This is a genomic window from Variovorax sp. LARHSF232, assembly GCF_052871435.1.
The window spans coordinates 531,504-545,098 of sequence record NZ_JBIXJS010000002.1; the positions used below are offsets into that span (position 1 = coordinate 531,504).

Below are 13,595 nucleotides of genomic sequence, written 5' to 3' on the forward strand. Positions count from 1 at the left end.
CCTGGCAGGCCGGGTCGAGCCTCTCATGTCAAACGTTGGGTCACACGAACAGCCCCGTGCCTATACCCACGCATCTCCTCCCCTTCTGGCGCGACTTCACCCTGTCTGCAGGTGGCGTGAACGATGAGCGCTTTCGCACCAAGCGGGCGACTGCGACGTCGCTCTGGTCGTTGGAGCGCCTTCCGGCTCCCGGCGACCTCAGCATCGTCACCAACTGGTCGGGTGCGCCGCTTTGCATCATCGAGACGCTTGCCGTCGATGTCGTGCCTTTCAATGAAGTCGGCGCGGAGTTCGCGGCGACCGAAGGTGAGGGCGACGGCTCGTTGGCGTATTGGCAAGAAGCCCACAGGCCGTACTTCGCTTCAGGGTCGTCTACCGGCCTCCCGCCACTGCTTGATCCAAGCCGATCGCCGATTCGCGTGCGGTGCGGCTCGCGGCCCTAACCCGAAAACGGATTTGCCGTCGCAAACCACAGCGCAATGCCGGTCGCGATGATGAACGCCCCGTCCGTCACGCCCGCCGCCAGGAAGAAGGTGGTCTGCAGCTGATCCTTCAGCTCCGGCTGGCGAGCCGTGCCTTCCAGCAGCTTGCCGCCCAGGTTGCCAATGCCCAGGCAGGAGCCCAGGGCGGCAATGCCGATCAAGAGGGCCACGGCGAGGGGAAGGATGTCGAAGCTCATGATGTCTTTCCTGAAGTAGTGCGTTGCCTTGTTGCCGTCACCCCTTTGGTTCCGGCTGGCTCCACTGTCGCTTCAGGGCTGGATGGCGTCCATGACCTGGCAGGTCATGAGCGCGCGCCGTGGTGGCCCCCGTTCAGTGCTGCCCGCATTGCGCCGAAGCGCCGGCGGTACTGCGCCGGCGTCAGGTTGACGCTGCGCCTGAACAGGCGGCTGAAGAAGGCCGCGTCGTCATAGCCCACTTCCTCGGCCACCGCCTCGATCGGTCCGGCGGTGGTCTCCAGCAGGTGCTTGGCTTCTTCGATGCGCAGGGTCTGGATGTATTCCATCGGCGTCATGCCGGTCGCCAGTTTGAAGCGGCGCTGGAAGGAGCGCTCGGCCAGCCCGCTGTGCTGCGTCATCGCCGCCACGGGCGCCGGGTGCGTGTAGTGCTCGGCGATCCAGGCCTGGCAGCGGCCGATCACCGCGTCCTCCACCTGGCGTGAGCAGGCCACCCGCGCAAAGGGCTGTTGGCCGATGTGGTGCCAGTCGATCAGATTCAGCCGCGCCACCTGCATCGCCGCCTCGATGCCGGCCAGCCGCGCGATCAGGTACAGCGCCAGGTCCATCCAGCTGCTGCCGCCGCCGGCCATCACCAGGCGCTGGCCTTCGCCGGCCGTGACCATGGCGCGCTGCGGCCGCACGCGCGCCAACGGGTAGCGGCGCTGCAGCAGGTCGCAGAAGGCCCAGTGCGTGGTGGCGTCCTCGCCGTCCAGCAGACCGGCCTCGCCCAGCAGCACCGCGCCGGAGCAGGAAGTCGCCAGCAGCGCGCCGTTGGCGTGGCAACGGCGCACCCACTGCACCTCGGCGGCGAACAGGCCCTCCGGTGGCTCGTGCGGCCCGATCATCAGCTCGGGCACACACACCGCGGTGGGCGTGGGCATCTCGTCCAGGCTGCGCTGCGCCTCGATCGTCACCTCGTTGGCGACACGCACCACGCCGGCCCTGGCGCTCACGATCACCGGCTCCAGCAGGGCCGCGCCGGGGCTGCCGCCCATCACCATCGGCCAGTCGCGGCCGGCAGCGCGGAACAGGTCGTACATGCCGTAGACCACCGAAGCGGCGGTTTCCGGCGTGACCAGGATGGCAATCACGGGCAATGGCGGGCCGGCGGGCATCGGCATCTCCTTCAGTTGGAGGAGGGCGGTTGGCGGATTCGTCAGGCTTGTTGCAGGAATGGCTGCGGCCCCGCGGACCTCGCGAACTTACGCTTCTTGCACCCCCCATTCAAGGAGTGCCCCCATGACATTGCAGAAAGACGCCCGCGGCGAGGCGCTGTCCACCGAGCGCAGCGACGTGCTCGCCCTTTACGAGCAGGCGCTGGACCAGCTCAACAGCCTGCGCCTAGATCCGGTCGCCACGCTGCAGCCGGCGCTCGAGCTGGACCCGGACTTCATCTCCGGCCACCTGCTGATGGCCGGCTTGATGCTCAGCGCCATCGACGCCCAGGTGCTGCCGCAGGCGCGCGACAGCCTGGGCGCCGCGGCAGCCGCAGCCACCCGCCGCACGCCGACGGCGCGCGAGCAATCGCTGCTGGCCGCCCTGCAGCCCTGGGCCGAGGGCGACATGGGCCGCACCAACCAGCTGCTGGGCCGGCACCTGGTCGACCAGCCGCGCGACCTGTTCGCGCTGCAGCTCACCCACCTGCAGGACCTGGTGCTGGGCCAGCCGACTTTGCTGCGCGACCGCATCGGCCGCGCGCTGGTCGCCTGGAGCCCGGACGACGCCGGCTACGGCTACGTGCTGGGCATGCACGCCTTCGGCTTCGAGGAATGCAACGAATACGGCAAGGCCGAGGCGGCCGGCTTCGCGGCGCTGGAACGCAATCCGCACGACGCCTGGGCGGTGCACGCCATCGCGCATGTCTACGAGATGCAGGGCCGCGCCGAGGACGGAATCCGCTGGCTGACCGAGGGCAACACCCACTGGCAGCAGGACAACATGCTGGCGGTGCACAACTGGTGGCACCTGGCGCTGCAGCATCTGCGCGCCGGCGATGAACCGGCGGCGCTCGCCATCTATGACCGCGCAATCGCGCCCAACGGCAACTCGATGGCGCTGGACCTGGTGGACGGCAGCGCCTTCCTGTGGCGGCTGATGCTGCGCGGCCATGCCGACGTGGGCGATCGCTGGCAGGCGCTGGCGGCGCGCTGGCGCGAATGGGCGCTGCCCGGCTGGTTCTCCTTCAACGACACGCATGCCCTGCTGGCGCAGATCGGCAACGGTTCGGCCGCCGGCGCCGCGTCGATCCGTGCGGCGGTCGATGCCGTGCCTGCCGAGACGGCGCCGGCGCAGTGGTGGCCCGAAGCCTCGGCCGCCTGCGGGGCGATGGAAGCCTTCGGTGCAGGCCGCTACCAGGACTGCGCCGACGCCCTGCTGCCGCTGCTGCACGCCACCCAGGGCTTCGGCGGCAGCCAGGCACAGCGCAGCATCTTGCAACTCACCGCCACCGAGGCGGCGCGCCGCGCGGGCGACGCGGCGCTGTACCAGGCGCTCTGCAGCGAGGCAGGGGCGCGCACCGGCAGCGCCGCCGCAATCAGCAACTCACGGTAGCTGCGTCCAGTTCTGGTTGTTGCCCCCGTTGCAGGTCCACGTGACCAGCTGCGTGTCCTGCGTGGTCGAGCCGTTGGGCACGTCCAGGCAGGCGCCCGAGGCGCGGTTGCGCAGCGTCGAGCCGACTTGCGTCCACTGAGTCGTGTTGCCGTCCGTGCAGGCCAGTTGCACCATCAACGCGCCGCTGGTGGCGGTGCCGCTCTGCGCCAGGCACAGGCTGCTGTGCTGCGCCACGAACTGCACGTAGCCGCCGGCCAGGCTCTTGACCGTGAACTTCTCGTTGCTGCCATTGCCGCAGGCCCACTGGATCACGGCCGCGCCGCTGGCGGTGGAGTTGCCGCGCACGTTCACGCACAGCTGATTGAGGTCGGAGCGCAGACGCGTGATCAGCTCGGTGGCGGTGTCCTGCGAGCGCACGTACTCGGCCAGCGCCTGCTGGTCCGCGGCCGACAGGCCACTGGCGCTGCCGTGGCCGCCCGCGATCACGTCCAGCACGCTGGCCTTCTGGCCGTTGTGGAAGAGCGAGGTCGCGGCCCAGGTGCCGCCCAGGGTCGGCGTGTCGAAGCCGACGCCGGCCAGCGGCTGGTTGTTGCCCTTGCCCGACGATGGCTGGATGGTGCCCACGTCATGCCGCAGCCCGTCCTGGAAGGTCGTGCCCGAGTGGCAGCTGGCGCAGTTCGCGCTGGCGAACAGGGTCTGCCCGCGCGCCGCGTCCACGCTCAGGCTGCCGTCGGCCGCGCGCGCCGGGCTGCGCATGAACTTGCCGAGCGAGGTCAGGTAGGCCGCCAGGTCGTCCAGCTGTGCGTTCTTGCCGGCCTTCGGCGCGCCCAGCGGGTCGGCAGTGGCGTTGAAGTCGGCGTCGCTCAGGAAGCCGGTGCCGCCAAAGGCGTTGCGCATGTCGTTCTCGAAGTCCTGCACCTCGTCGAAGTTGGCGCTCCAGTGCAGCTTGCCGTGACCCATGCCGCGCCGGCCCTGCAGGCCGATGGTGCGGCGCAGGCCTTCGCCGCGCTGGGTGAAGTCCCACACCATGCCGTCGTCGCCGCCGTCCGCGTGGCAGCTGGCGCAGGACATGTAGTTGTCCTTGCTCATGCGCCGGTCGTTGGCGTTGTAGAACACCAGCTTGCCGCGCAGCGCTGCCGCCGCCATCGGCTCCTGCGCGACGGTGGCGACGTTCTGGATGAACACCGCCGCCGCGCTCTTGGAGGCCAGCACGTCGGCCACGTCGTGCACCGACACCGAGCGCGCCAGGAAGTTGTTGACGTAAAGGCGCTTGCGCGCGGCGTCCAGGTACAGGCCGTGCGGTGCGCTGGGGGTGTTGAACTCGCCACGCACGGCCCGGGTGTAGGCGTCGACGATGGCGACGTTGTTGCCCTCCATCTGTGCCACGAACAGGTAGTCGCCAGGCGGCGAGAACAGCGCGGCGCGCGCCGGCGCCCGGTCGTCGAAGTCGATCTGCTCGGCCATCATGTGCGTGCCCTGCGGCAGCTCGACCTGCGACAGGATCGAGCGCACCGTCTGGTCGTGCACGAGGTCGGTGCCGTCGCGGAAGCGCCCGCGCACGATGTTGTCCTTCTTCGAAGGCAGCACCGCGCGTGCGCCGTCCGGCGAGATCACCACCTGGCTCAGGTAGTTGGCCACGCCGCGCGCGCTGTTCTCCGTGTCCACCGTGGTGGTGTCCACCGGCAGCGCGGTGGTGCCAAGCACGCTCATCGACTGCAGGCTGACGCGGTGCAACTGGCCGCCGGTCATCTTCGACTTGAAGCGCGTGATGTAGGCGGTCTGCGAGTCGCCGGTCACCGCAATGCCTCGCAGGTTGCCTTCCAGTGCCAAGGTACTGGTGGTGCTGCCGCTGCTCGGGTTGAAGGCGATCAGCGCCGACTTGCTTTCCAGCGTCAAGAGGCCCTTCGTGCCGTCGGGCGTGAAGGCCAGGCCGTAGGGGCCGCTGCCGTAGGCCAGCGCAATGGTGGCCGAGACGCTGCCGTCGGCCGCGTTCAGCGCCACCAGCTTGTCCTCGCCCTGCACCGTCACCCAGATGCGGCCGTCGGGGCCCACGGCCAGCGTCTTGGGCTCATCGCCGACACGGACCTCCCAGCGCTTGGTCAGGGCCAGCGCATCGATGGCGGCGACCGTGCCGCTGTCCGGGTTCACCGAGTACACGCTGTTGGCGTCGCCCACGATGTTGCTGCTGTGTCGCGGCGCTTGCGCCGTGAGCGGGATGATCACCGTCACGTTGTAGGTGTAGTAGGTCTCGAGGCCGGAAGCATCGCGCACCGTCAGGGTCACGGTGTAGTGGCCCGGGCGGTTGTAGCTGTAGTTCACGCCCGGCTGGCCCGAGAAGGCGGTCTGCGTGCCGTTGCCGAAGTTCCAGCGGTACTGCACGCCGGTGCTGTTGCCCAGGATGCCCGGATCGAAGACCAACTGCCCGTTGACGATCTTCGGAGTGCCGCTGACACCCGCGTCGCCCACGATGGTCTGCCCCCGCAGGTGTGCGACGTCGGTGTCGCCGAGCACCCGGCCGTACACGCGCACGTCCGCCAGGGTGCCGCGGAAGAAGTCGCTGTTGCCCTGGATCTGGCCCATCAGGGTGAACTTGTTCGACAGGCCCTTGGTGCCGGTGAGGCCGCTGCCGGTGACCTTCGCGCCGTCGATGTACATCGTCTGCGCGCCGGAGGCGGCGTCGCGCGTCAGCACCACGTGGTGCCAGTTGCCGTCGTTCACCGGTGCGCCGGATTTCGTGCCGGGGTTGTTGCCCGCCGCGTTGCCCACCGACAGGTTCAGCCGGCCGGTGTTGTCGATCCAGCCCCAGAACACGTCGTCCGCGCCGCCCGACTGGTCGCGCCCGAAGATGCCGGGCGCCGTCCATGCGTTGGCGCTGCCGTTCTGCGTGGTCTTCATGTAGAAGGCCAGCGAGGCGGTGCCGCCCAGCGCGGTGGCCACGCCGTCGTTCTTGAGCGGCACGCCGCCCGTGCGCTGCGCGAAATTCAGGCCGATGCTGGGGAAGCTGTCGCTTGCCGATGCGGTGCCGTTGTTGCCGCTGATCTCGTCGACCAGGCCGCCGGCCAGCGGCCAGTGGTGCATCAGGCTGATGTCGGTCGCGTTGCCGGTGTGGAACACGCCTCGGAAGTCCGCCGCGATGCCATTGCCCGCATAGTCCTTCACGCCGTTGGCTGGCAGGAACACTTCATAGCTGCTGCCCGCGGCGAGGGGTTGCGCGGGGTGGAAATTGATGATGCCCAACTGCACGCTGTAGGTGCCGGCCAGCGTGTTGCCGCCCACCGGGCGCACGATGAAGGTGTTGGCGTTGACCGTCTCGGGCAGGATGCTGTCTGTCAGGGCGATGCCGATGCGCGAGCTCAGCGCCTGCTGCTTGGCGTTGTTGGCCGGCGAGACCTGCTTGACCACCGGCGCCGTCAGGTCGGGCGCGCTCTGGTGCACCAGGAAGCCGCTGCCCGAGCCGTGGTCGTTGCCGACGAACACCAGGTTGCCGAAGGGCGCCACCTGGCCATGGTCGGAGTGCGACAGTTCCGGATCGTTGTCCGCGAACAGGCTGCCGCGTCCCACCTCCACGTGGTTGAGCGGATTGCTGACGTCGACCTTGTGCACCTTGAACTGCGCACCCTGGAACACGAAGTTGTCCTGCGTGCCGCAGTACAGCTGCTCGTCGATCAGGAGCCGGTTGTCCTGCGCGACGAAGTTCGCGCGGTCGCTCAGGTCGTAGCTGTACATCTTGGCGCCGCCGCCGCGCGCCGAGGCGTGCAGGCTTTTTCCGTCGAAGCAGGTGGCGTAGTAGTTGGGGTTGGGCCCCACGGTGTCCAGCACCTTGGGGTTGAGCGGGTCCGAGATGTCCAGGCTGGCAAAGCCGTCGGTGTTGTCCATCGAGGTCAGCACCATGTGGTTGCCCAGCGTGAAGATCGGGCCGACCCGAAAGCCCCCCAGCTCGCCGGTGGGCACCGGGTTGGGCTTGCCGGCGCCGCGGTTGGCCAGCACTGCGTTGGCCGGGTCGCGCGCGTCGACGATGTAGATGCCGTCGTTGGCCGAAGCCACGTACAGGTAGGGCGCCTGCCACCACAGCTGCCAGCTGACGTTGGCGTAGTCGCCGCCGTTCACGGTGGGCAGGGCGAGCTTCTTCACCTGCTTGATGTCATTGATGTCGGTGAAGTCCCAGAACTCGACACCCTTGGTGCTGGGCACCACGATGTAGTCCTTGCCGCCGATGGTGGCGGTTCCGATCGCATGCGCCTCGCGGAATTCCGCGGTGCGGCCTTCGGGCTCGTAGATGCGCTTGACCAGCGAGATCGCGCGCGGGTCGGACACGTCGTAGAGCAGGAAGCCGCCCGGCCCGAGGCCGCTGTCGGGCGCGAAGGTGGTGAGGAAGTAGCCCTTGTGCATGATCCCCACGTTCAGGCCGAAGGCCTTGCGACCGGGGTAGGTCGCGGGCACGCCCTGCTCGTCGCGGTGGATCATCGACACCGCCTTGAACAGCTCGTTCGAGTTGTAGCTGAGGTTGCCCAGGCCCGGCCCCTGTATGGGGTACGGTGCGACCAGGGCCATCACCGCGCTGCCCATTCGCTCCATCGTGGTGACTGGGCTTTGGCCGGTGACGGCTGCGTGGGTCAGCAGCGCGGCGAAAGGCAGCGCCAGCGCTGCCAGGAGATACCGGATTCTCATTGTTGTCTCCAGCTTGTCTCAAAATCGGCGGAGCTTTACCCCTGGACGACGTTGCGCGTCCTTCGGGAATCAAGGAGGGGCCAGGACGCTCCGCCGCTCGTCCTGGCTTCCCGGGCAACCGGTCAGGTGCCCGTTTTTTCGTAAAGCTGCCAGGCGGCCTCGGCGCTGGCGCCCTCGTGGATCATGGCCATCAGCGCCGCAACGACCGCTGCCGGATTGGCGTGCTGATAGACGTTGCGGCCGTACACCATGCCGACGGCACCCTGGTCGAGCAGCACGCGCGAGCGCGCAAACACCTGCTGCAGGTTCTCGCGCCCGCCGCCGCGCACCAGCACCGGGCAGCGCGCGGCCTGCACCACGCGATGAAACTCGGCCGGGTCGGCCGTGGGGTCGGCCTTGACGATGTCGGCGCCCATCTCGCGCGCCAGGCGCACCAGGGTCACGATCTTCTCGGCGTCGCCGTCCACGGCGTAGCGGCCGCCTTCGCTGTGCGCCTGCATCACCAGCGGCTCGATCATCAACGGCATGCCGTAGCGGTCGCAGTCGGCGCGCACGCGCGCGATGTTGGCCACGCACTGGCGGAACAGCTCCGGCTCGTCAGGCAGCATGAACAGGTTGACCACCACGCAGGCGGCGTCGCGCTGCACGGCCGGCAGCACCGGGTCATGCTCGTTCTGCAGCAGCGCCCACATCACGCGATGGCGGGTGGCGTTGTAGGGGTTGCCCATGTCCAGCCGCATCACCAGCGCGGGCTTGTCGCGGCCCTCGCGGTGCTGCAGCAAATCGGACTGGCCGTAGTTGAGCTGGATCGCGTCGGGGCCGGCGGCGACCAGGCGGTCCATCAGCGCGGGCATGTCCTCCAGCCCGTCCAGAAAGGTGGGCTCGTTGCAGACGCCGTGGTCCAGCGCGATGTCGAGGCAGCGGCCGGCGCGCAGCAGACGGGCGAGGCGGGCCTCCTTGGCATTGGCCATTCAGAAAACTCCTTGGGTGAGAAAAAGTGAAGCGGGGCCTAGAGCCCAGCCAGGTGCCGCTTTGCAGCAGCGTCGATCTGCGCCAGTGCGTCGGCGTCCAGCGTGACGTCGCCGGCCGCCGCGTTCTGGCGCGCCTGGGCCACGGTGCGCGCGCCGCACAGGGCCAGCGAGACGCTGCCTTGCCCCAGCGTCCAGGCGATCATCATTTCGGAATAGCTGCAGCCCAGGCGCTTGCGCAGCGGCTCCAGCGTTTCGAAGAAGGCGGCCAGGTGCACGCGGTTGGCGGCGCTGAATCTCGGGTTGGCGGCGCGCTGGTCGTCGCCGGTGAACTGGCGCGCCGGGTCGATCGGGCCAGCCAAGAGGCCCAGTGCCAGCGAGGAGTAACCCATCACCGCCACTCCGTTGGCCTGGCACAGCGGCAGCAGGGTCGATTCGATCTCGCGGTCGATCAGGCTGTAGCGCTCCTGCGCCGCATCGACCGGGCCGTGCTTCAGGTACTCGGCCAGTGCCGGTGCGTCGATGTTGCTCACGCCGATGGCGCGGATCTTTCCCTGGCGCTTCAGCGTGAGCAGCGCGTCCATGGTCTCGGCCACCGGCGTGGTGCTGTCCTGCCAGTGCGTGATGTACAGGTCGATGCGGTCGGTCTGCAAGTTGGCGAGGCTTTGCTCCACCTCGAAGAAGATCGAGTCGCGGCCGAGGTGCCGGTACACGGGGTGGCCGTCTTCGTCGAAGAAGTGCGTGCCTTGCTGGGTGTGCCAGACCAGGCCGCACTTGGTGGCGATCACCGCCTCGTCGCGCCGGCCCTTCAGCGCCTGGCCCACCAGGCGTTCGGATTGGCCCAGGCCATAGGCGGGCGCGGTGTCGATCAGCGTGACGCCGGCGTCGAGCGAGGCGCGGATGGCGTCGATGGCGGCCGCGTCGTCGCCGCCGCCCCACATCCATCCGCCCATGGCCCAGGTGCCCAGGCCGATGGCCGAGCAGCGGATGCCCGAGGGGCCGAGGGTCGTTGTCTTCATCGTCATCGTGCGGTCTTCCGGGTGTTGAGCTGGTGGTCGATGGTCACGGCGGCCAGGAGGATCAGGCCCTTGATCACGTCCTGCCAGTAAGGCGAGACGTCCAGCAGGATCAGCGAGCTGGTCACCACCGACAGCAGCGCCAGGCCCAGCACCGCGCCCAGCACCGTGCCGGAGCCGCCCTTGAGGCTGGCGCCGCCGATCACCGCGGCGGCGATCACGTTCAGCTCCATGCCGGCGCCGAAGGTGGGCGTGGCGGCGCCGAAGCGCGCCGTGTAGATCACGCCGGCCAGGCCCGCCGAGGCCGAGCACAGCACCGTGACCCAGAACTTCACGTGGCCCACGCGGATGCCCGAGTACAGCGCCGCCTTCTCGTTGCTGCCGGTGTAGAACACGCGGCGCAGAAGGGTCGAGCGGCGCAGCACGAAATCGCTGATGAGCACGATCGCCAGGAAGATCAGGATCACCGCCGGCACGCCGAACAGCGTGCCCTGGCCGATGAACTTGAATTCCGCCGGCAGCGAGAACAGCGACTGCGGCGTGCCTTGGGTGAGCGCCAGGCACAGGCCGCGCACGATCACCATGAAGGCCAGCGAGGCGATGAAGTGGTTCAGGCCGATGCGCGTGACACAGCCGCCGATCATGGCGCCGATGAGCGCACTGGCGCCGATCGCCACCAGGCCCGCCGTCCACGGGTCGAAGCCCATCAGGAAGAGCTTGCCGGTCACCACCATGGCAAAGCACACTACCGAGCCCACCGACAAGTCGATGCCGCCGACGATCAGCAAGATCGTCATGCCCACCACCACGATGCCTTCGATGGAGAAGGACAGCAGCATCGCGCGGATGTTGTCCCAGGTGAGGAAGTGCGGGGACGCAAAGCTCATCCCCACGCACAAGAGCGCGATGATGAAGAGCAGGCCGGCTTCGCGCATGCGCACGAGCTTGTGGGTCAGGTTCATGAAGTCGTTGGGACGCTGCACCGCGGAGGCAGTGGTGGAGGCGGCGAGCGGCCCGGCGTCAAGTTGGGCTGGATGGTTCATGCGGGTGTCTCCTGTTCGGCCAGGCCCGAGGCCAGCCGCAACAGTGCTTCTTCGTTCATGTCATGGGCGCTCAGCTCGCCGGCCAGGCGGCCTTCGCGGATCACCAGTGCGCGGTCGCACAGGCCGATGATTTCTGGCAGTTCGGAAGAGATCACGATCACGCCCACGCCCTGGTTCGCCAGCTCGCGCAGGATGTGATGGATCTCGGACTTGGCGCCGACGTCGACGCCGCGTGTGGGCTCGTCCATCAGCAGCACAGCGGGCTTGGTGGCCAGCAACTTGGCGATGGCCACCTTCTGCTGATTGCCGCCCGACAGGCTGGACACCTCGATGTCCACGCCGGCCGACTTGAGCTTGAGCTTGGCCCCCAGTTCTTGCGCCAGGCTGCGTTCGGCCGAACCCTGCAGCAGGCCCCAGCGCGAGGCCACGCGGCGCAATGCCATGGCGGCGATGTTCTGTGCAATCGGCAGGTCGAGAAACACGCCGGCCGCCTTGCGGTCTTCGGAGAGGTAGGCAATGCCGTGGCGCAGCGCGTCGCCGTATTTGCGGATCGACAGCGGCCGGCCCGCGAGGCGCACCGTGCCGTGCCGCGCGCGGCGCAGGCCGCACACGGTCTCGGCCAGCTCGCTGCGACCGGCGCCCATCAGGCCGGCAATGCCCAGGATCTCGCCGCGCCGGAGCGCGAAGGAAACGCCGTGCACGCGCTCGTCGTCGCCGATGGCGTCGACTTCCAGCAGGGTCTCGGGCGCCTCGGCCGGGGTCTGCGCGCGCGGCGGGTAGTAGTTGCCCAGATCGCGCCCGACCATGCGGCGCACCAACTCGTCGGGGGTCAAGTCGGCGGTGGCGGCGCAGTGCACGTCGCGGCCGTCGCGCAGCACCGTCACACGGTCTGCATGGGTGAAGATCTCGGCCATGCGGTGGCTGATGTAGATGATGCCGATGCCCTGCGCCTTCAGGTCGTGCAGCACCTTGAACAGGGCCGCCGATTCCAGCTCGGTGAGGGCGGCGGTGGGCTCGTCGAGGATGAGCACCTTGCAATCGAGCGTGAGCGCCTTGGCGATCTCCACCAGCTGCTGGCTGGAGATGGGCAAAGTCTCGACACGTGCGCCGGGCGCGATGTCCTGCTGCCCCAGGCGTGCGAGCACGCGCGCGGCGCGCTCGTTGAGGCCCGAGAAATCCATCCAGGCGCGCCGGCCGGCGTTGATCTCGGGCATGAAGATGTTCTCGGCCACGGTGGCATCGCCGCACAGGGCGATCTCCTGGTGCACCAGGCCGATGCCAAGGCGCATCGCGTGCGCCGGGCCGTCGATCACCACCTTCTCGCTGTTGAGATGGATCTCGCCTTCGTCGGGCTGGTGGATGCCGTCGATGATGTTCATCAAGGTCGACTTGCCGGCGCCGTTTTCGCCGCACAGGGCGTGGATCTCGCCCGCGAAGAGCGAGAAGTCCACGCCCGAGAGCGCACGCGAAGCGCCGAAGCGCTTCGCAATGCCGCGCAGCGCGAGCAGCGGCGGCTGGCTGGCCTCGAGGCTGGCCACGGAATCGCTCACTCGTTGATTCCCTTGGTGCCGCGGCGGGCCAGGTACTTGTCCCAGTAGAAGTCGTCGGCGTTGGCCTTGCTCACCACCGACAGGCCGTTGTCCAGGAAAGGCACCGACATCGGATTGGTGCCGTTGCGCTTGGCGTCGTTCATCGGGTCGATCAGCTGCGGGTTCTTGGCCAGGAACAGCATCATCATGCCCATGTAGCCCTGCATGCCCTGGTTCGGGTTGATGGCGCCGAACACGTCGCCCGACTTGATCATGTCCAGGATCTTGGCGTTGACGTCGCAGCACATCACCTTGATGTTCTTCTTGCTCTCGACCTTGGCCTGCGCGGCGCCGAGCGCCGAGTTGGCTTCGGGCATGAACAGGGCGCCCAGGTTGGGGTTGGCCTGCACCATCGACAGCACGGCCTGGTAGGCCTTGTTCGGGTCCTGGTTGCTGGCGGCGCGGCCGACCTGCTTCATGCCCGGGTGCTTGGTCTTCATGCGGTTGACGAAGGCGGCGATGCGGCGGTCGTGGTTGTCCTGGCCGGGGTTCTCCAGCACGGCGAACTCGCCCTTGCCACCCATCGAGGCCGCAATCGCGTCGGCGGCCTGCTGGCCTTCACGGTCGTTGTCGGAGGTGATGAAGGACGAACGCTTGGAGTTGGGCGAATCGGCCGCGAAGGTGACCACCGGGATGCCCATCGCCACCGCGCGGTTGATCGGCTCGATGAAAGGGTCCGGGTTCATCGGGTGCAGGAGGATGCCGGCCGGCTTGCGCGCCAGTTCCTGCTCGAAAGACGCCAGCTGCTTGTTCACGTCGTACTCGGGCGTGCCCGAGTAGCGCGTCTTCACGCCCAGTTCGCGGCCCAGCTGCTTCATCATTTCGTAGACCGGGAACCAGTACTCGACGCCCGAGACCATCACGTTCATCACGTAGACGTCGCTGGACTTGCCATGCAGGCCGACCGGGGTGGCAGCCGGCTGCTGTTGACCGAAGGCACTGGCCGCACCGGCCAGGCCCACACCCGCTGCGGCGGCGGACTTCAGGAAATTGCGCCTCATCTCTTGTCTCCTCAGGTTGTACTGACGGGGTGCGGCGACCAG

At 68.3% G+C, this 13,595-nt stretch carries 10 protein-coding genes; 2 read left to right on the top strand and 8 right to left on the bottom strand.

Features of this window, described 5'->3' with window-relative positions:
- The first annotated feature begins 56 nt into the window (after positions 1-56).
- Complete coding sequence (locus tag ACIPRI_RS07890; protein WP_446620866.1) at positions 57-443, top strand: ASCH domain-containing protein; 387 nt, start codon at positions 57-59, stop codon at positions 441-443.
- On the opposite strand, the gene atpE is transcribed toward ACIPRI_RS07890, so the two are convergent.
- Together atpE and ACIPRI_RS07900 are read right to left on the bottom strand one after the other, a co-directional pair.
- Positions 440-679: a F0F1 ATP synthase subunit C gene (gene atpE / locus ACIPRI_RS07895; RefSeq protein WP_446620867.1), complete on the bottom strand. Its 240-nt coding sequence runs from the start codon at positions 677-679 to the stop codon at positions 440-442. The two genes, ACIPRI_RS07890 and atpE, sit on opposite strands and share 4 nt — an antisense overlap.
- 104 nt (positions 680-783) lie before the next feature.
- Entirely contained in the window at positions 784-1,833 is a 1,050-nt protein-coding gene (locus ACIPRI_RS07900) for a GlxA family transcriptional regulator (RefSeq protein ID WP_446620868.1), read from the bottom strand.
- 124 nt (positions 1,834-1,957) lie between these two features.
- On the opposite strand from ACIPRI_RS07900, the gene ACIPRI_RS07905 reads away from it, so the two are divergent.
- On the top strand, positions 1,958-3,268 hold the full coding sequence (locus tag ACIPRI_RS07905) for a tetratricopeptide repeat protein (RefSeq protein WP_446620869.1): 1,311 nt from the start codon (positions 1,958-1,960) through the stop codon (positions 3,266-3,268).
- Here the strand turns inward: ACIPRI_RS07905 and ACIPRI_RS07910 are convergent.
- The 6 genes from ACIPRI_RS07910 to ACIPRI_RS07935 all read right to left on the bottom strand — a co-directional run bounded on the left by ACIPRI_RS07910 (position 3,260) and on the right by ACIPRI_RS07935 (position 13,553).
- The gene (locus tag ACIPRI_RS07910; RefSeq protein WP_446620870.1) at positions 3,260-7,936 is read right to left on the bottom strand and encodes a LamG-like jellyroll fold domain-containing protein; all 4,677 of its coding nucleotides are present in this window, start codon (positions 7,934-7,936) and stop codon (positions 3,260-3,262) included. The genes ACIPRI_RS07905 and ACIPRI_RS07910 overlap by 9 nt on opposite strands.
- A gap of 122 nt (positions 7,937-8,058) precedes the next feature.
- Positions 8,059-8,907 (bottom strand): class I fructose-bisphosphate aldolase, encoded by an 849-nt coding sequence (locus ACIPRI_RS07915; RefSeq protein WP_446620871.1) that lies wholly within the window; start codon positions 8,905-8,907, stop codon positions 8,059-8,061.
- Positions 8,908-8,945: 38 nt separating this feature from the next.
- Positions 8,946-9,929, bottom strand: coding sequence for an aldo/keto reductase (locus tag ACIPRI_RS07920; protein WP_446620872.1), 984 nt, complete (start codon positions 9,927-9,929; stop codon positions 8,946-8,948).
- A complete protein-coding gene (locus ACIPRI_RS07925; RefSeq protein WP_446620873.1) occupies positions 9,926-10,963 on the bottom strand; it encodes an ABC transporter permease in 1,038 nt (345 codons plus the stop codon). The genes ACIPRI_RS07920 and ACIPRI_RS07925 overlap by 4 nt, the downstream gene beginning before the upstream one ends.
- The gene (locus ACIPRI_RS07930; protein WP_446620874.1) at positions 10,960-12,513 is read right to left on the bottom strand and encodes a sugar ABC transporter ATP-binding protein; all 1,554 of its coding nucleotides are present in this window, start codon (positions 12,511-12,513) and stop codon (positions 10,960-10,962) included. The genes ACIPRI_RS07925 and ACIPRI_RS07930 overlap by 4 nt, the downstream gene beginning before the upstream one ends.
- Entirely contained in the window at positions 12,510-13,553 is a 1,044-nt protein-coding gene (locus tag ACIPRI_RS07935; RefSeq protein WP_446620875.1) for a substrate-binding domain-containing protein, read from the bottom strand. The genes ACIPRI_RS07930 and ACIPRI_RS07935 overlap by 4 nt, the downstream gene beginning before the upstream one ends.
- Positions 13,554-13,595 lie beyond the last annotated feature (42 nt).